Origin of the sequence: Saccharibacillus sp. CPCC 101409 (assembly GCF_030518235.1) — a bacterium.
GTDB lineage: Bacteria > Bacillota > Bacilli > Paenibacillales > Paenibacillaceae > Saccharibacillus.
This window is the reverse complement of record NZ_JAULSA010000002.1, coordinates 573,923-591,407: the sequence shown is the minus strand read 5'-3', so window position 1 is coordinate 591,407 and position 17,485 is coordinate 573,923. Positions and strand designations below refer to the sequence as shown.

Genomic DNA, 17,485 nt, shown 5'->3' with positions numbered 1-17,485 from the left:
AGTCACTCCTTTTTTGTATCTAACGTTTTCGGGCCGCTTCTTCTTGTATGGTAAAAGCCTGATTCAGCCCAAAAAGCTCCTTCAAGCTCGCGGCTTCGCCCGGGCTGCGGACGAAATCGCGAACTTTGGAGCTTTTCATCCTGCTTAATAAGTTAGGCCTGCCAGAGCTCGAATGCAAATTATTTAATGAAGCTTCTATGCGCGAATACGCAGCGAAAAAGATAAGGGTGTCGCTTATATTGAAAGAGAAGCCAGTACGACATTTGTTTTTCGAGTAGTCTTTGATGCGATCCGGGAAATATGGACCTGGTATCGCGACCTATTTCGCTTTGAACATTTATTCGAACAAGATTTGCTTGGCGAAAAGCCGATTGTTACTCTTTCGCACGATTTGTACGATCAGGAGCTTGTGGAGAGATACTCCGCTGCTCATAATAAAACGGCTATCACGCCCCGCAGCACTTCTTATACTTCTTCTCGCTTCCGCAAGGGCAAGGGTCGTTGCGGCCGACCTTCGGCTGGCGGGTAACGGGTACGTTTCCGGCATACACGACTTTTTGCTGTATCGCTTCGCGTTCCGGCTTCTGATAAATATAGTTTTTCGACAGCTCGGAAACCGCATCGCGGACCGGCTGGTTGAGTTCGTTTTGGCGCACTCGGTTTAGGTGCTTTTCCCGCTCGGTTTCAAGAGCTTTTTGCGTGTATTTCCATGACGTAATCCCCTGATTGACCAGGTCCCGTTCGAACATTTCTCGAAGAGTGTCCGCGATTTCCGCCGGGTGAATCTCTTCTGCCGCGATGACGAGACTGGTGATGACGCTCACTCGCTGCGGGTCGGTACAAGAATCGTCGGACAGACGCAGCAGCGTTTCTTCAATGACGTTAAGAATCTCCTGCCGGTCCAACCGACCTTCCAGCACCAATATTCTCATCGCTACCGCAGCCTGTGCGCGAGCGTACTCATCGGCTTTTTCATTATCCAGCAGGGCTCTGAGCTTGCTCAGGTCGCCATCGTAAGTCGAAGCCAGCACGCGCCCGAATATTCCGGTCAAATCGTCAGCGAACAGGATATCCAACCAATCGGTGTCCAACTCGAGCAGTTCGAGAATGATCGGGAACGCCTTCGCTTCTTGAAGTTCGGCGAGCAGCAGGTACGCATACGTAAACGACATGTTGTACTCTCCGCTTTCAATAATTCTTTCCGGGTCATTTTTAATCCGCTTCAACCATTCCAGCATCTCAGGCACGCTTTCATCGGGATGCGTCAGCAGTTCTTCCAGCTCGCGGCGCGGAAAATGATAGTCTTCCACGACTTGTATCGATTCAAGAACGGCTTTGGCATCGTCTTGTGTTTGAATAGTCCGCATCGGAGTTCCTCCTCGTATTGTTTCATTATCTTGATTGTACATCGAAAAACTTTCTTTTTAAAAATACACGGCAGGGATATTTTGATTTTTGAAGAAGCTTTAAAGACAAAGATATAGATGATTTGGAATTCAATAAGCAGCACCGATCAGAAAGGAACATGAATATGCCGACAAAAAATAAAGCAAAACTGTTTAAAGTCACCTGCAGCGACTGGAACGGAGCGGTGCGCGGACGTCCTTACCGAAAGCTGGCGATCGATGGCAAAGCTTCTTTGGAAAGTCTGGCGATCAACATTTTGTACGCGTTCGATTTCGATATGGACCATATGTTCGGGTTCTACGATAATCTCAAGAATTGGACCCGCTCGACGGAAGGTTATGAATCGATGGCCGATTATGGCGACGGCGACGGGTTTCCCGGCACACAAAGCGCCAAAGTAGCGAAAGTCTTTCATACGCCCAAGCAAAAAATGCTGATGCTGTTCGATTACGGGGACGAATGGCGGTTTATCGTCCAGTTTCTTGGCGACGAGACGCTTCCGGCGGGGATCACGGCTCCCGCCGTTCTTGAAAGCGTAGGCGAAGCGCCGGAGCAGTATCCGGACTGGGAGGACGAGGACGATTATGAAGAAGAGGACGATTATGAAGTGGAAGAAAACGATGCAGCAAACCCCGATGTTGTAAATCCAATTCCGCAAAACGTAAAAAATTTCAATATTGAAGCTCGGATCCGGGACGAAATTTTGGTCGATGCCTATGAAGCGGAAGAACGGGCGATGAGCTGGTACACCTATTTGCAGGATCATCTTTCGACGGCTTTCGATGCCAAGTGCGCGATCGCCGATGCTCAATCGCCGCTGCAAACCGGTGAAAAAGTACGAGTGCTCGGCTTGGCCGCTCCCGAAGATTGCACGGAACGAATTCGGGCGAAAATCGAATGGGAAAAACGCCAGTTTGCCGTTCCCCTTGAACAGTTGGCACCGACCCGGCTTGGCAAAGACGCCCGGCAGGCGCTTGAGGATTGGGTTTACTGGAGAACTCAGGGATACCTGTTTTGAAGCTTCCACCTACCTATAAATGTTCAGTTCAACAAAAGTTACATAGTCCTTGATGCGATCCGGGCAAGGTAAGTTTACGACCTACCGGCTTTCAAAACCACATACACCTTTCCCGCCAGCCTCACTGCCCGGTACTTCTCACCCAGATCCAAATCTTTCTCCCGCGCCAGCAGCACCACTTCTTTCCGCAGTCCTTCGTCGGCTTTCTCTTCTTCTAGCGAATGCTCCGAGATCGTGCTTTTGAACACCTGCAAGCCGGACACGAAGAACAGCGGGCAGGTGGCGAGCGTGTCGGTCCTGACGAACACCGCGATAATAAACACGACCATCAGCAGCGATACGGCGAAGTTGGCGACCGACGAGTAGTCGAGCGCGAGCCGCGGCAGCAGCAGCGTCATCAGGAAAAAGGTGTAGTCGCTCGCCGGCAGCTTTTCGAAGCGGCGCACCGCGTAGAGGCGGCCGGTCGTTCCGGCGGCCAGCCTTTTGACAGCGGGACGCAGCAGCAGGCGAATCACGAGCCGGTACAAAGCCAGCGACAAGAGCAGCACCGCCAGCAGGAAAAGCGTTTCCGCAATCCATGTCCGGCCGCCGAATATCCGAGCCGCGTTATCTTCGCGCAGCGCGGCGGGCAGCAGTTCGTTTCGATACAGAAAACCGCCGATCATCAGCAGCAGCAGCGGCGCATAGGCGGTCGTCCACAGGATAACCGGCTCTTTTTTACTCCACAAAGCGCGCTCCTCCTTTCTTTCCGCTCTTCCAGCCCTTAATCCTCCGCTGCCGCCGAACTTTCTTCCGCAGGTTGCATCGAATCCGCCACGCCAAAGTCGCCGGTCAGGAAAGATTGAATAATTTTATCCGCAAAAAAGTGCAAAAGCGTCGTAGGACGGCTGTTTTCCGGGTAGATCACCTTCTGCTGTTCCAGATCCAGAAACTCGTAGAGCTCCCACAGCGGCGCATATTTGTTCCGGTACTCTTTGGCGCGCTCGGCGTTTCGGGGCATCCCTTTACGGATTCTGCGCAGATCGTCGCAGCGCGCTTTGAAGTTCCGTTCCAGCGCTTCAAGCTGCCGGGGACCCATCTGGGCCACGGTGCGAGTATGGAAAAAGGCCGCGCAATCGCGTTTGAACCGCTCTTTGTCCTCCTGTCCGATATCGAAAAAAGACATGCCGGTGATCGTGTTCAGGTTGCGGTCGCGAGCCTGTACGATATGATCGCGGTAATCGAACACATATTCAAAATGCCGCAGATTCGCAATATACAGCTCGTTGTCGAGCAGAACGAATTCGATCTTCCCGCCCAGCTCGATCAGTCCGTCGTCCGCAAAATCCAGTTCGCCCGAGCGGCCGATCAGGATTCTTTTCTTGGAGGTGCTGCGTTTCGGCTTGCGATAGTAGAAAAAGTACAAATTCCTGCCGTCCGAATTGAGCTGCACGACCTGAAATTCGGTTTCGCTTTGCTTGAGCCCTTCGTCGGGATTCGCCAGCGCGCCCAGAATCGCTTGCTTGCGCACGTAAGGCAGTCCGATCTTCTCGCTCAGCGTCAACTGCGCCAGCCGGTAAGGTTTTTCCGCTTCCAGGTTGTAAGGCCCGACTTCGAACCGCACGCTTCCGTCTTCTTCCCTAATTTGCAGCTGCCCGGTTTCTTTGACGATCTGCCGTTTCAGCCAATCGCCCGCAGCCTCGGATAAAGCGAACTCTTTCGCCCGATAATAGCGGTCCGCTTCTTTCTGCTTGCTGACGAGGAAAAAAGCCAGATCGATCGGCGGCAGATCTCCATTGGGGTCCAGGCGGCTCAGTTTGAAAAGCGGGTGCTTGTCGTCATTGATCGGAAGAGTCATCGGAGCGCTCCTTTGCGGTGGATTCGGAAGGCTTATTCGCTTGCTTTATTTTTACCCATTTTCGCGTGTTCGCAAAGAAAAGTTGAATTTCGCCGAACGCGCTCAATTACAACCGGAACTTTCTTCTTTTAGAGCAAGCCGATACAGAAAACGCTGATACTGCGCTTTAAGCGCCGATCGGTTTTTACGCGAAAGCACGATCTCGGTCCCGTCTTTCAGCACGACCCGGTCGAAGAAGAACGCCGCGATAAAGTTCATATTCACGATAAAGCTGCGCTGGGCCCGGATAAAGTCTTCGCCCTGAAGCCGCTCGAAAAGCGCGTCCAGCGTGGCATAAGCCCGGATCACGCCGGTTCTTGTATGTACGACGCAGACCCGATTGAATATCTCGATATAGCGGATATTGCGGATCGAAACGGGGATCGTGGTCTGCCTGCTTCTAAGCTCCAGAAACCGTTCCGTCCCCGGCGCGATCCGCTCCATGCAGCGGCGCAGCGCTTCGGCAAAATCGGTTTCGGTAATCGGCTTGATCAGATAATGTACAGCGTCCAGGGCAAACGCTTCAAGTGCGTGCTCGCCGACATCCGACAGGAAGACGACCGCGCAGCGTTCTTTTCGGCGGATACGGCGTATAAGATCCAGTCCGCTCCCATCCCGCAGATGCGTAGCCATGAACACGATGTCGTACCCGCCGGCTTGCGGCAGGAAATCTTTTTCACACAAAAAGCAGTCGATCGGCGGATTGCGTTTACCGTCATACGGATAGGCCTGCAGCTGCTGCTTCAGGATTTCGAGTGCGTCCGGATCGTCGTCGCATACTGCGATACGCAAAAAGGTTCCTCCTCTTTTTTACCTCTTCATTGCAGCCGACTCGTGTTAAAGTGCATGTTTTTGGATGTAAAATACTCTTATGGTATGTAAATTCCATATATACAATAATAACGAGGACACCGGCAGAAGCTCAAGTCCTTAAATCACAGATCCCAGAGGAGGCACAATCATGGCTTATCCTGTATCTGATTTCACGGCAGAAAAAATCGGCGAAAATTCCAGCGCGGAACGCCAAGACGGCATGACGGTAAATTCGGAAGTCTCGATCAACGGTTCGTTGAATCTGTACGACATCATCAAGTTCAACGACAACGGGTGCGTGTACGGCATTACATTGACCGGTTCTCCGGGCTATTACAATTACGTATTGAATGTGGATGCGCAGGGGCCGTCGGGCGCTTTTTCCGGTTCCGGTTATCTGGCATTTACCGATAAGACCGGGGATACGTACAAACTGAGCATTTACAGCAGCACGCGCTCGGTTCATACAGTCCGTTACGACAGCCAGCAGCCCGAGATCGTCAAGATCGAGTGGAGCGATACGTCGATTTAATTTCAAAAAGAATTTGCATATAGAGCGCATCAAGTAAAAAAACGATCGCGAAACAGCCCGGCCTTTGGATAAAGGACCGGGCTGTTTGTGTGTTTGATTTTTTTATCCCGTCGAACTGAATACCCCGCCCAGAAAAATCTTTCCGATCAGTTCGATCATGTTCCTCTCCTCCGTTTAACGTTTTTTTGTGCTTCCTCTCCTGCTTACTACCCGGGGTTGCAAACAGACGCGTTTTCTTTTATGATCAAATTAAATCAAACGATTAAACATTTAATCATTTGATGCAAAATCGTGTTGATTGACTCTCTTGATAAAGGATGACCGACTATGCCGGACAACATGGATTTCGATTCCACCGTGGATAACCGTACGCCGATCCACCCTCAACTGCTTGCCAAAAAACAGGCGATTCTCGCGGAGCTGCGAAATTCCACCGATATTTTAAAAGCGCTCGCCGACCCGTACCGGCAGGATATCCTGATGATGTTCATGCTGGACAAGCGCCTCAACGTTTCGCAAGTCGTGGAGCGTTCCCGTTTGTCGCGGCCCGCGATTTCTCACCATCTCAAGATCTTGAAACAGGCCGGAGTCCTCGATTCCCGCAAAGAAGCGACCGAAGTCTACTACTCCCTGACGCGCGAAGACTCGATCGTGATCCGGCTCAGAAGATTGCTCGATGCCGTGGAAGCGCTGGAAAACGATCCGGATAAAACGTACGAACGTCTATCCGGTCCGCTGCCGAAGGAATCGGACTAAAAGACTTTACCGGGGCGTAGTTCCAGACCTGCCGTTCCGACCGCGTTTTCCGCTTATTCGAACAGCCTATCCGGCCGATCGAGTAAAAAAGAAAAGCGGAAGACAGGAAAAGTTCGATGCACGCCCCGATCGAGAGTCTTTTATTGCGATTCTTTAGTCTAAATGTTTAAAAGATTAATCATTTGATTATTCAGGAGGAGATAGGGAATGAATTTTGTTTATCGGGGAAAAACGGCTTTGGTTACGGGCGCTTCGTCGGGGATCGGGAAATGTTTTGCGGAGGAGCTTGCGCGGAAAGGGTGTTCGCTGATTCTGGCGGCGCGATCCGTGGACAAGCTGGAAGAGCTGGCCGCACGCCTTCGCTTCGAACACGGGGTAAACGCAGCCGCGATTCCGGTCGATCTCTCGCAAAGCGGAGCGGCCGAACGGCTGTGGGCCGAAGTACGACAGAAGGAGCTGAGGGTCGATATCTTGATCAACAATGCCGGATTCGGCACGCTGAGCCGCTTCGACCGTATCGACGCTTCGCGTATCGTGCAGGAAATCCAGCTGAATATCGTTTCTTTGACCGAATTGACCCATCGTTTTATGCAGCCTATGCTGCTTCAGCAAAGCGGACTTGTAATCAATGTCGCGTCCATGACCGCTTTTCAGCCTACGCCTTATATGGCTGTGTACGGCGCGACCAAAAGTTATGTGCTGTCGTTCACCGAAGCGCTGTGGGCCGAGAATCAAGGCAGCGGCGTGCAGTTTCTGGCGCTGTGTCCGGGCGAAACGAAAAGCTCGTTTCACCAGGTTTCCGGCTCCGACGATCTTAAAGGCAAACGAATGGAACCGGTCGACGTGGTACGCGCGGCTTTCCAGGCGGTCGACCGGAAGCGTCACTACCGGATCGCGGGCCGAAGCAATTACTGGACCGGCCAGCTCCCCCGCCTTTTTCCGCGCCGGCTGATCGTCCATTACGCGGCGCGTTTATTTCAGCCGAATGGGAAAGCTTGAAGCAGTCCGTTTATGAGCAAAATCAATCCGAAGCCCGCGCACAGAACGCCACCGAGCGTTTTGGCCGGGCTTCGGCGCGTATAGGCTTTGGGCCAGATCACGTAAATGCCGTATATCAGCAGCAGGATGCCCATGCCGAGGCTGAACCAGTACAGATTGCCCGCCAGCATTTTGGCGCCTTCGCGGGCCGCGTCGTTTTGATTCATGGTCTGCACCTCCTTTTCGTTTAGGGCGTAAAGTCAATATCCTAGATCCGGCCCGCTTCTTCCGTCCAGGTTTCTTTGTACTCGGTCGGGCTGCACCCGGCGTATTCTTTGAACACTTTGGAGAAATAATGCGGATCGCCGAAGCCGAGCGCGTCGGCGACGTCTTTGACTTTGACGTCCGGTCCGGAAGCCAGCAGACGGCGGGCTTCGTCGATCTTGAGCTGCATATAATGATGCACGAATGTGCTGCCGGTGTAGCGTTTGATGATCCGGCTGATATAAGACGGACTGACGTGAAACTGCTGTGCCGCGTCCGTAATGGACAGCTGCGCGTACAGATTCTGCCTCAGATAGCGGTCGATCTGAGCATGCAGCTCTTCCCCGCCGCGCTTGCCCGGCTCATGCAGGGCGTCGAAGCGCCGCGCCGCCCAGGCCTGCAGCCCTTCGGCGAACGCTTCCGCGCTGCCTGCGGCAAACAGCATCCCGGCGGCATCGCTTTCGCCGGAATCCGCCCGCGCAGGCTCCGGCCAGTCGCCGCGCGGCTCCGGCCAGTCGCCGCGCGGCTCCGCCGCTTCGTCCGCCGGCGCGGAAGCCCCGAACGCGTCCGCCAGAAAGCGGACGAAGCGCTCCAGCTCGGCCAGCCGCGCGCCGGCATCCAGCCAGTACGGCAGGCTCTGCCGCAGCAGCAGCAGAAAGCGCTCTTTCTGCCGCTGCGCGATCAGCTCGGCGAGCTGCGCCTGCGCCGCCAGCTTCGCGGCTTCGCCCGCCGGCGCGCCCCGGTCGGGCGCGCCGTGCTCCGCCTCGCCGCGGCCCGGCGAGGCTAAATGCCCGCTAACGGTCAGCCGCTCGCGCAGTTCGCGCTCGAGCTTCCCGTACACGGCCGCCAGCGCGCGCAGCCCCGCCGGCTGGGGCGCGGCCAGCGCGGCGGCCGGCATGCCGCCCGCTTCAAGCGCCGCGCAGACGGCCGCCTCTGCCGGGTCCACGGCAGAGGAAGCGCCGTGTTCCGCCTGCTCCGAGGCGGAAGCCAGGTCTGCAAGTGCGGCCTCGCCGGCCAGCACGAGGAACTGCCCCGGGCGCGGCGTCGGCAGCACCCGGACCTGCGCCGCGCCGCCGGGGCGCGGCTGCGCCGGCTTCAGCGCGCCGGCGATGCGCGCGGCGCTCCAGCCGCGCGCGTCTTGCGGCGCGAAAGGCCGTTCGCGCAGCAGCAGGACGCGCCACTGCCCGGCGCACAGCTCCGCGTCCAGCGGCATGTCCGCCAGGTAGTCCGGCGCGACTACGCCCTCCAGCAGCTTGCGGTCGCTCTGCTGCTGCTCCTGCAATTGCGCAAGCAGCCTTTGCAGCACCTCGCTGAGCTGCCCCTGCTCCACGGGCTTCAGCAGGTAGTCGAACGCCTGCAAATTCAGCGCGCGGCGCGCGTAGTCGAAGTCGCTGTAGCCGCTGATGAGCACGGCCTGCAGCCGCGGATTGATCACTTTGGCCCGCTCGATCAGGCCGAGCCCGTCCAGTTTGGGCATACGAATATCCGTCAGCAGGATATCCGTGTGTTTTTGTTTGAGAAGTTCCAGCGCTTCCAGTCCGTTCGAAGCGGTCGCCGTCACTTCGACCGGCAGTCCCGCCGCCTCGATCAGCGCCCGGATATTGCGCAGGATCGGCTTGCTGTCTTCCGCGATCATGGCGCTGTACATCAAGCTTCCTCCTTTTCGATGCGGCTTTGCTCCTCCGCTTTTTTTCAATAAAAGTCCTCCGTCAGCGAAGCGATAATCTGAACAGCCGCTCCTCCGCCGTCGTCGGAATGGTTGTACATATTGAAGAACAGCCGGTTTTTATACATCAGCTGCATGCGATGCACGGTATTGACGATGCCCATCCGGCCGAACCCCGTTTCGCGCGGTTCCTCCCCGCCCGACATTTCTGCGGATCGCACCAGACCGAGAATCTCGCGGATCGTCTCCGGTTCGAACCCGTCTCCGTTGTCGCGAATCTCCAGCGCCCAGAGCCCGTTGTACAGCTTCACCCGCACCTCGATCCGCCACGGCGCGTCCGCTTCCTTAAACGCATGTTCGATACAGTTCTCCACAAAAGGCTGGATCACCAGCCGCGGCAGCCGGATCGAGTCAAACGCGGAATCTTCGTCGATGCTCCATTTCAGATCGTCTTCGTAGTTATGGTGCAGCAGCGCCAGATAATGCTTGGTATGCTCCAGCTCCTGCGTCAGGCTGACGTGCTGGTACGGCGAAGACACGATATAGCGCAGACTGTCCGATAAGTGTTTGCACATTTCCGATACCGCGTCGTTCTTGCCTTCCTGCGCGGCGATGCTGATCAGGTACAGCGTGTTATGGATAAAATGCGGCGCGATCTGCGCCTGCAAAGCCGAGTTGCGCGCAATCGCTTCTTCGTGCACGGCCAGCTTCTCCCGCTCGATCGAGACTTGAAGCCGGTCCAGCAGTCCCTGAAACGCTTCGTTCAGCAGCAGCAGTTCGTTGTTCGACGAAGGCGTCACGACCCGCGTGTCCATATTGCTGTAATTGATGCGCAGAATCTGTCTTCGCAGCTTGCGCACGGGCAGCAGGAAGCCGCGGGCGGAGAAATAAATATAAGCGGCCGAAAACAAAAACAGCGCCGCCATCAGCAGCATGGAAACGGTCATTACCGAATTGACGGGACCGAGCACCACCTGTTTGGGCGTCACGGTATACGTCGTCCATCCGGTTTCGTCCGAACGGTTGAACGCTACGTAATCCGCGGCTTCGTTCACATATACGCCGCTTCGCGCCGCGGGGATCTTGAACGACGGCGCGGCGCTTTGTTCCTCGTCCGACCGGTTTGACGCGTAAACGAGCTGCCGCTCCGAATCGAGCACATAAACGTCGCTGCCGGAATTGCCGGCGGCCGCCGAGCGTCGTAAAACCTCCTGCTGGAGCTGGATCGTCAGATAGCCGAAGATTTTGCCGTTCTGGTTCATGATCGCCCGGATAAAAAACACGCGGTCCGCAGACGGACGATACAGCGCGTAACCGTTTTCAGCCCAGCTCGTCAGTCTGACGCTCTGCTCCAGAAACGGCGTCAGCGACGCCAGATTCCCCGCCGAACCGATATACGAAGTCAGCAGTCCGCCGCGCAGATCGTACACCGCCACATCCTCGATATTCATGCTCGGCCCGATCGCCTGGAACATGATTTCCCTCAGTCTGCGGCTGCGCGAAAGTCCTTCCACCGACAATCTGGAATACTCGCCAAGCGGCATCAGCGTGAACATATTGGAGTTGGACAGTATACGCTGCGACAGCTGGTTCTGACCGCCCACATACAGATTCAGCTGATCGCTGATCTTGGCCGCGGCCAGCGTCATTTCGTTTTCGCTGCGCTCTCTCAGCGGGTGAATCACCATTTGGTTGACGTAGATCGCGAAGCTGCCGAGCACGATCACCAGCAGTCCCGCGAACGCGACCAGAAACTTCGTTTGCAGACTGGCCTGGGCGCCGCCGATTTTGATTTTGCCGAAAAACACCTCTGCATCCTCCCCGGCCCGTTGATTCTCCTACTGTACAATCATTTTCGGAAACGGACAAGGGCGCAGCGGATGCGCGGTTGGGAGGGTGAACCCTTCCGATTCGCTCGGTCGAGCTTATACCCGCTTGAAAGAAGGAAGGGATATGAGCCCTTCCCTCTTTCAAGCTTCGCTCTCCCTCTCTGACTGAACCGGATAGGACAAATTAGTCCCATCCGGTTCAGTCGAGTTCAGTATATTACCCCAAAAGAGTAAATCCCGGACATGGCTCTTCAACGCGTTCCCCTCTATAATCAATTCCTGTAAGCGGATTCAATTCGAGAAACAGAACTTTTTATCCGTTAGATCATTTACAGGGGGCGATAAAATGAACCGAAAGATGAAAAGAATTGCGACAGGAGTGCTGGGCGGTGTGATGGCGTTCTCGCTGGCGGCGTGCGGAGGCAACGCTTCGCCGGGCGGATCGACGGCGGCCGGAGGCGGAGGAAGCACGGACAGCGGCAAGAGCGGCGGAGCGACGATCGAACTGGCGATTTCCAAAAGTTCGCAGGACTCGGCGTTTGTGCAGCAGGACCTGCTCGACGCTTTCGAAAAAGAAACGGGCATCAAAGTCAATCTCCAACTGCTCCCGGCCGAGCAAACGGCGACGGTGCTGCAAACGAAGCTGGCCGTCGACGAGACGCCTGATATTGTCCAGTACAACCTGGCGAGCGCCACGACCGACCTCAACCTGGAGCGCAACTTCGAGATCCTCGACGACGAGCCGTGGGTAAGCCGTTTGGAGAACAAAGAAGTGCTGTCGGCTTACGGCCACGTCTACAGCTTCCACGTCAGCCAGGACACAGGCATGCAGGGCGTCGTGTACAACAAAGATATTTTCAAAGAACTGGGCCTGACCGTACCGACCAACTACGACGAGTTCCTCGCCGTGTGCGAAAAGATCAAAGCCGCGGGCATTATCCCGGTATTTATGCCTTACAAAGACAACTGGGCCGCGAACGTTTGGCCGGCTGCCGCTTTTGCGGATTACGCGGACAAGAACGATCCGACGCTGTTCGACGATATCAACGCCAACAAGAAGAAATGGTCGGATGTGCCGGAATTCGCAAACATTTTACAGCAGCAGTACGAGATCTATGAAAAAGGCTACACCAACGGCGATATTCTGAGCGACAGCTACGATATGGCGGTGGGCAAATTCCTGAACAAAGAAGTCGCGATGATGTTCATGGGCGACTGGCTGATCCAGAACGTCAACGACAACGATCCCGATATGAATCTGGGCCTGTTCCCGATTCCGTACGCTCCGGACGCCAAGCTCGGCGCCAGCCCGCTGGGCGGCCAGCTGTTCATTCCGAAGAAAGCCAAGCACATGGAAGAAGCGAAAAAGTTCCTCGATTACGTCTCGCGTAAAGATGTGGCGCAGCCGATCGTCGACAAGCAAAAATACGTCTCGATCTTCAGCGACGTCACGACGCCAGAGCTGCCGGCTTACAAGCAGGAGATCGTGGACAATTACATCACGCCGAAGAAAACGGTGCTGACGGTGGACGCGCATATGCTGGTCGACCGCAGCGAACTGTACCGTCTGCTCCAGGACGAATTCGCCGGCGGCATCGACGCCCAGGGCGTTCTCAAAGATTGGGATACGAAATTCGCCCAACTCATGCAGGATAAAGGCGAAGCAGGTTTCTAATTTAAAGATTCCTAATTCAATAGAAGCAACCGCAGAGAGAAACGCTTAAAAAGGCGCTCAGCGGCAGGCGGGGTCCGGCAGCGGTCCCCGTTTGCTCCTAGCGCGAATCGGAGTGTGAAAAGATGAAAATATCGAGAAAACTATACTCGTACTACCTGGTCTGGCCCGCACTGCTTGTCTATTCGATCTTTTTCGTCGTCCCGGCGATTGCCGGTTTATACTACTCGTTTACCGACTGGCGGCTCGACCGCATCGGGCTCAAGTTTATCGGCTGGGCCAACTTCGAACGCATTTTTACGGACAAGACCCTGATTCTCGCTATCAAAAATACGCTGATCTTCGCGGTCGCGACCGTTATCGGTAAAAACCTGATCGGTCTGGCGCTGGCGGTCGGCCTCAATATGCGGCTTAAAACGCGCAATATTCTCCGCGCCGTGTTCTATTCCCCGTCGATCCTGAGCGTCCTGGTCATCAGCATCGTGTTTACGCCCATGCTGCGCGCGGAAGGCACGATCAACCGGATCTTCAACGCCGTCGGCCTGGACTTTCTGAGCCACAACTGGCTGACCGATCCGCATATCGTCATCTGGACGGTAGCCGCGGTGTCGGTCTGGCAGCATGCCGGCTTCCAGATGGCGATCTACCTGGCCGGCCTGCAGTCGATTCCGAAAGACTATTACGAAGCGGCGACGATCGACGGAGCCGGCGCGTGGAGAAGCTTCCGCAGCATCACGCTTCCCCTCCTGCTCCCGGCGCTCAATATCAACCTGATGCTGACGCTGATCGGCGGGCTTAAAGTCTTCTCCGAAGTATTCGTCCTGACGGGCGGCGGTCCGGGCAACGCGTCGCAGGTCGTCGGTACGATCATCCTGCGTTCGTTCGGCGAAGGCAGCTGGGGCCTGGGCACGGCGGTCAATACGCTGCTGTTCGTCGCCGTCACGATTATCGCTATTCCGCTGCTGATCTTTATGCGCCGCAAGGAGGTATCCGAATAATGAATTATACTCGAAAACTCGCCCTGCGGACGTACCTGGTCGAAGGCTTCCTGATCCTGATGTCGCTCATTATCATCCTGCCGATGCTCGTCATGATCTTCGGCAGCTTCATGAACAATATCGAAGTCATGAAGTTTACGCTGCGCCTGCCGAGCGAATGGCATTTCTCCAACTACGTAACGGTGTTCAAAGAAGGCGGCCTGGCCCGCGCGTTCTGGAACGGCCTGCTGATTACCGGCGTTTCCTGTATCCTGAACATTTTCACTTCGTCGGCCGCGGCGTTTATCCTGACGCGTCGCGATACGAAGCTGGCGAACGTGCTGTACATGTTCTTCTTTATGGGACTGATTGCGCCGATGTCCACGATCACCACGATTCGCGTCGTGCAGTGGTTCGGCTTCTACGGCAGCATCACCAGCGTGATCCTGATCTACGCGTCGCTCAATACGGCGTTCAGCGTGTTTCTGTACAGCGGCTTTATCCGTTCGATTCCGAAAGCGCTCGACGAAGTGGCGTTTCTGGAAGGCGCGGGCACGCTGGGCGTGTTCTTCAAGATCGTAACCCCGCTGATCCTGCCGGTTAACGCGACGGTGGCGATCATGGTGTTCATGTCGGTCTGGAACGATATTACGATTCCGCTGTATTTCCTGACGGACAGCTCGGACTGGACGATGCCTTTGTCGGTCTACAACTTCTACGGAAAATTCAGCCGCGACTGGAACCTGATCTTCGCCGATCTGGTGCTGACTTCGCTGCCGGTGCTTATCCTGTACCTGTTCTGTCAAAAGTATATTGTGAGCGGTCTTACGGCCGGCGCGGTTAAAGGCTGATAAGCCCGTCCGCCGTCCGAGGTCCTCTGCCCAAGCGAACTCCGATCGGTATCGGGGTTCGTTTTTTTGTTTTCCGATTCGAGTGCATGCGATAGCTTTCCCGGAATGCTGACTTCCCGCCTGTCTCCTGTCTCCCCACTTTACTCTTCTTTTACACTGTATATAAGCAAATTGATGTTTTATAATTATTATGATAAGTAAATTCATATACCTGACATAACTTTTGCAAAAGGAGGGACCAACATGGAGCAGCAGCTTCGCGTTTTCGTCAAAGTCGCGGAAAAAGGACATTTCTCCCGTGCCGCCGCTTTGCTGCATATGAGCCAACCCGCCGTCAGCCAGCATATTCGCACGTTGGAACAAGAGGTCGGCTCGCAGCTGTTGGAACGCAATAACAAACAGGTACGCATGACCAGAGCGGGCGAGATCGTTTATGCGCACGCCAAAGAAATCCTCGATTTGCATGCCCGGATGCGCAAGCGGATCGACGATCTGGACAGCCGTGCAGCAGGTCCTCTCTTCATCGGAGCCAGCTATACGTTCGGCGAATATATTTTGCCGCGCGCCGTGGCCGGGCTGAAAGCCGCTTATCCCGACGTCGCCCCTTCCGTGACGATCGGTAATACCGCTTCTATCGCGAGCAAAGTGCGCGCCGGCGAGCTGGACATCGGAATTGTCGAAGGTCATCCGCGCGACCTAAAAGAGCTTCATGCCGAAGCGTTGGCCGAGGACCGTATATTACTGGCGGCTTCGCCGGAACATCCCCTTGCCAGGCGCGAAGGCGAATGGCCGGCGCCGCCGAATAATCCTTTCCATCTGCGCCTTCGAGAAGATCTGAATCGCATCGATCGGCAAAGCGGAAGCGGCTCGCCGTTCCTCGAACCGATCGTGCCGGAAGCGCTGAGCGCCTGTGCCTGGGTACTGCGCGAGTCCGGTTCGGGCACCCGCGAAGCCGCCGACGAAGCGCTCGACGGGCTGGGCGTAGTGCCGTCGGAGGTCCTTGTATTCAACAGCATGCAGGCCGTCAAGGAAGCGGTCATCGCTGGTCTTGGCATCGGCCTGTTTTCGAAGTGGGCGATTCGGCGGGAATTGAACAGCGGGGAGCTGTGCATCCTCGACGTTCCCGGACTGCCGCATATCCGTCAATGCTCGATTGTTACGGCTTCGGCTTTTCGCAACCGGGCACTGGACGTATTTATCGAACTGCTGCGGGAGCGGCGCGAACTGACAGGGTTAGACGCCTGAATCCCGCCGCATTCAAAAATGCTCCCTGTAAGGCCCGGGAGCGTTGGGAATTATCCTCTAAATCATCGCAGCATAAGCGCAGTCCGCCGGAAACGCGATATCCGAGGCTGCGCTTTGCTGTGTTGCTTATATCTAATTTTTCAAAAGATGCTCCGTAGACGTTAACGCCGCAGCACCGAAATCGCTTCTTTGCCGCTTATCGCGAACTCCAACTCCTCTCCGTCCGGCCAGTTCAACGCGACCCGACACGTTTCTTCGCCGTCGTTAAACAGCACGATCCCGAGCGAGCCGTCCGGGTTCTCGAACGCGGCTGTGCGGATATCGAGGTCCGCGCAGTCCGAGTCGATGCGCATCGCGCCGGGGCGGATGACTTTGCTGAAATGCGCCAGCGCGTAGTAATCCAGCGTATACGTCAGTTCGCCGGTGGCCTGGTTCACCTGCACGATGCCGCGGCAGGTACTCCGGCCGAAGCCGGGCACGGTCGGGCCGTTATGTTCGTCGAGCGCCATATTCCACAGCACGAACGATCGGCTGTGATTGCGCAGGATCTCGATCCCTGTGCGTATCACATTGGAGAAGGCCTGCTCGAACGGAGGAATCCATTCCCCGCCGGAGCCTTCGGTAAAATGTACTTCTTTGCCCGGCGCCGCTTCCAGCACCTGCGACTGCGCCGCAGGCTTGCCGCCGTACCAGTGCCAGGCTACGCCGTCCACCGCGTCCGGCGCTGCTTCCAGTACTTCGAGCGGATAATCCGGCCGGTCCCAGTTGTGGTCGTAGCACAGAATTTTCGTATCGATTCCCGCCCGAACGAACGCCGGCTTAAGATGATCGCGGATAAATTCGGCTTGAACGGATGCCGGCATCCGCATACTCGGATAATGCAGCGGTTCGTACAGCGATTCGTTCTGCGGCGTCACCGCGCAGATATCCAGTCCGTGCTGCCGGAACGCTTGGATATAACGGACAAAGTACTCCGCATATGCTGCGTAATACTCCGGCTTGAGCTGTCCGCCCAGCATGGAACCACTGCTTTTCATCCAGCCCGGTGCGCTCCACGGCGAAGCCATCAGCTTGACGGCGGGGTTCAGCTTGAGCGCCGTTTGCAGCAGCGGAATGATATCTTCTTCGTCGTGTGCGATCGAGAACTTCGCCATTTCCGGATCGCTTTCGCCTTCCGGCAGGTCGTTATAACTGTAGATGCTTCGCGCGTAATCCGACGCTCCCATCGGATTGCGCAGTACGGACAGGCCGATTCCGCGCTCCGCATCGAACAGCTTGACCATGACTTCTTCGCGCTTGCTCTCGTCCAGCACCTGATGGATCAGGTACGCGGCCGAGTCGGTAAACGAAGCGCCGAACCCGTCCATACGCTGTCCGCGCCGCGCGGGATCCAAAGTCACGACGGCCGAAGCCGCGTCCGGCTGCTTCTCTCCGGCCGCTTCCTGCGCCATCCGTTCCGGCGTCACTTCGCGAAACAATTCGTTTTCTCCGCTCGAGCGGTAAATGTTGATTCCAGGCACGTTCACTCCTCCTTTTCAATGATGACGGATAAACGCATTTTCTTTGTGCTGCTTGCTTTTCTTTCTTTACTTGCTCTGTTC

At 55.8% G+C, this 17,485-nt stretch carries 16 protein-coding genes; 8 read left to right on the top strand and 8 right to left on the bottom strand.

Annotated features, from left to right (window positions below; genetic code table 11):
* Positions 1–446 precede the first annotated feature (446 nt).
* Positions 447–1,367, bottom strand: a complete 921-nt coding sequence (locus QWJ34_RS06800) for a DUF1186 domain-containing protein (RefSeq protein WP_302726335.1) — start codon at positions 1,365–1,367, stop codon at positions 447–449.
* 122 nt (positions 1,368–1,489) lie between these two features.
* Between QWJ34_RS06800 and QWJ34_RS06795 the strand changes: the two genes are divergently transcribed.
* Positions 1,490–2,425 carry a calcium-binding protein gene (locus tag QWJ34_RS06795; protein ID WP_302726333.1) on the top strand — a complete coding sequence of 312 codons (936 nt, stop codon included), beginning with the start codon at positions 1,490–1,492 and terminating at the stop codon, positions 2,423–2,425.
* 74 nt (positions 2,426–2,499) lie between these two features.
* Here the strand turns inward: QWJ34_RS06795 and QWJ34_RS06790 are convergent, their stop codons facing one another.
* The 3 genes from QWJ34_RS06790 to QWJ34_RS06780 all read right to left on the bottom strand — a co-directional run bounded on the left by QWJ34_RS06790 (position 2,500) and on the right by QWJ34_RS06780 (position 5,093).
* Positions 2,500–3,153: a hypothetical protein gene (locus tag QWJ34_RS06790; protein WP_302726331.1), complete on the bottom strand. Its 654-nt coding sequence runs from the start codon at positions 3,151–3,153 to the stop codon at positions 2,500–2,502.
* A gap of 35 nt (positions 3,154–3,188) precedes the next feature.
* Complete coding sequence (locus QWJ34_RS06785) at positions 3,189–4,262, bottom strand: Kiwa anti-phage protein KwaB-like domain-containing protein (RefSeq protein ID WP_302726329.1); 1,074 nt, start codon at positions 4,260–4,262, stop codon at positions 3,189–3,191.
* Between the two features lie 102 nt (positions 4,263–4,364).
* A complete protein-coding gene (locus tag QWJ34_RS06780) occupies positions 4,365–5,093 on the bottom strand; it encodes a LytR/AlgR family response regulator transcription factor (protein WP_302726327.1) in 729 nt (242 codons plus the stop codon).
* Positions 5,094–5,262: 169 nt separating this feature from the next.
* Here QWJ34_RS06780 and QWJ34_RS06775 point away from each other — a divergent pair, with 169 nt between their 5' ends.
* The 3 genes from QWJ34_RS06775 (at position 5,263) to QWJ34_RS06765 (ending at position 7,401) form a co-directional block, all read left to right on the top strand.
* Positions 5,263–5,646, top strand: coding sequence for a hypothetical protein (locus tag QWJ34_RS06775; RefSeq protein WP_302726325.1), 384 nt, complete (start codon positions 5,263–5,265; stop codon positions 5,644–5,646).
* 327 nt (positions 5,647–5,973) lie between these two features.
* Positions 5,974–6,402 carry an ArsR/SmtB family transcription factor gene (locus QWJ34_RS06770; protein WP_302726323.1) on the top strand — a complete coding sequence of 143 codons (429 nt, stop codon included), beginning with the start codon at positions 5,974–5,976 and terminating at the stop codon, positions 6,400–6,402.
* Between the two features lie 207 nt (positions 6,403–6,609).
* Positions 6,610–7,401, top strand: a complete 792-nt coding sequence (locus QWJ34_RS06765) for an SDR family NAD(P)-dependent oxidoreductase (RefSeq protein WP_302726321.1) — start codon at positions 6,610–6,612, stop codon at positions 7,399–7,401.
* Here QWJ34_RS06765 and QWJ34_RS06760 read toward each other — a convergent pair.
* From QWJ34_RS06760 to QWJ34_RS06750, 3 genes are read right to left on the bottom strand one after another with little or no spacing between them, the layout of a single operon-like run.
* Complete coding sequence (locus QWJ34_RS06760) at positions 7,380–7,607, bottom strand: hypothetical protein (protein WP_302726319.1); 228 nt, start codon at positions 7,605–7,607, stop codon at positions 7,380–7,382. The genes QWJ34_RS06765 and QWJ34_RS06760 overlap by 22 nt on opposite strands.
* Positions 7,608–7,648: 41 nt before the next feature.
* Positions 7,649–9,292: a response regulator gene (locus QWJ34_RS06755; RefSeq protein ID WP_302726318.1), complete on the bottom strand. Its 1,644-nt coding sequence runs from the start codon at positions 9,290–9,292 to the stop codon at positions 7,649–7,651.
* Positions 9,293–9,336: 44 nt separating this feature from the next.
* The gene (locus tag QWJ34_RS06750) at positions 9,337–11,118 is read right to left on the bottom strand and encodes a sensor histidine kinase (RefSeq protein WP_302726317.1); all 1,782 of its coding nucleotides are present in this window, start codon (positions 11,116–11,118) and stop codon (positions 9,337–9,339) included.
* Between the two features lie 367 nt (positions 11,119–11,485).
* Here QWJ34_RS06750 and QWJ34_RS06745 point away from each other — a divergent pair, with 367 nt between their 5' ends.
* The 4 genes from QWJ34_RS06745 (at position 11,486) to QWJ34_RS06730 (ending at position 15,884) form a co-directional block, all read left to right on the top strand.
* Positions 11,486–12,814: an ABC transporter substrate-binding protein gene (locus tag QWJ34_RS06745; protein WP_302726315.1), complete on the top strand. Its 1,329-nt coding sequence runs from the start codon at positions 11,486–11,488 to the stop codon at positions 12,812–12,814.
* Between the two features lie 122 nt (positions 12,815–12,936).
* A complete protein-coding gene (locus tag QWJ34_RS06740; protein WP_302726314.1) occupies positions 12,937–13,809 on the top strand; it encodes a carbohydrate ABC transporter permease in 873 nt (290 codons plus the stop codon).
* Positions 13,809–14,639 (top strand): carbohydrate ABC transporter permease, encoded by an 831-nt coding sequence (locus QWJ34_RS06735; RefSeq protein WP_302726313.1) that lies wholly within the window; start codon positions 13,809–13,811, stop codon positions 14,637–14,639. Before QWJ34_RS06740 ends, QWJ34_RS06735 begins: the two co-directional genes overlap by 1 nt.
* Positions 14,640–14,882: 243 nt before the next feature.
* Positions 14,883–15,884: a LysR substrate-binding domain-containing protein gene (locus QWJ34_RS06730; protein ID WP_302726311.1), complete on the top strand. Its 1,002-nt coding sequence runs from the start codon at positions 14,883–14,885 to the stop codon at positions 15,882–15,884.
* 161 nt (positions 15,885–16,045) lie between these two features.
* On the opposite strand, the gene QWJ34_RS06725 is transcribed toward QWJ34_RS06730, so the two are convergent.
* Complete coding sequence (locus tag QWJ34_RS06725) at positions 16,046–17,404, bottom strand: glycoside hydrolase family 30 protein (RefSeq protein WP_302726309.1); 1,359 nt, start codon at positions 17,402–17,404, stop codon at positions 16,046–16,048.
* Positions 17,405–17,485: the final 81 nt, after the last annotated feature.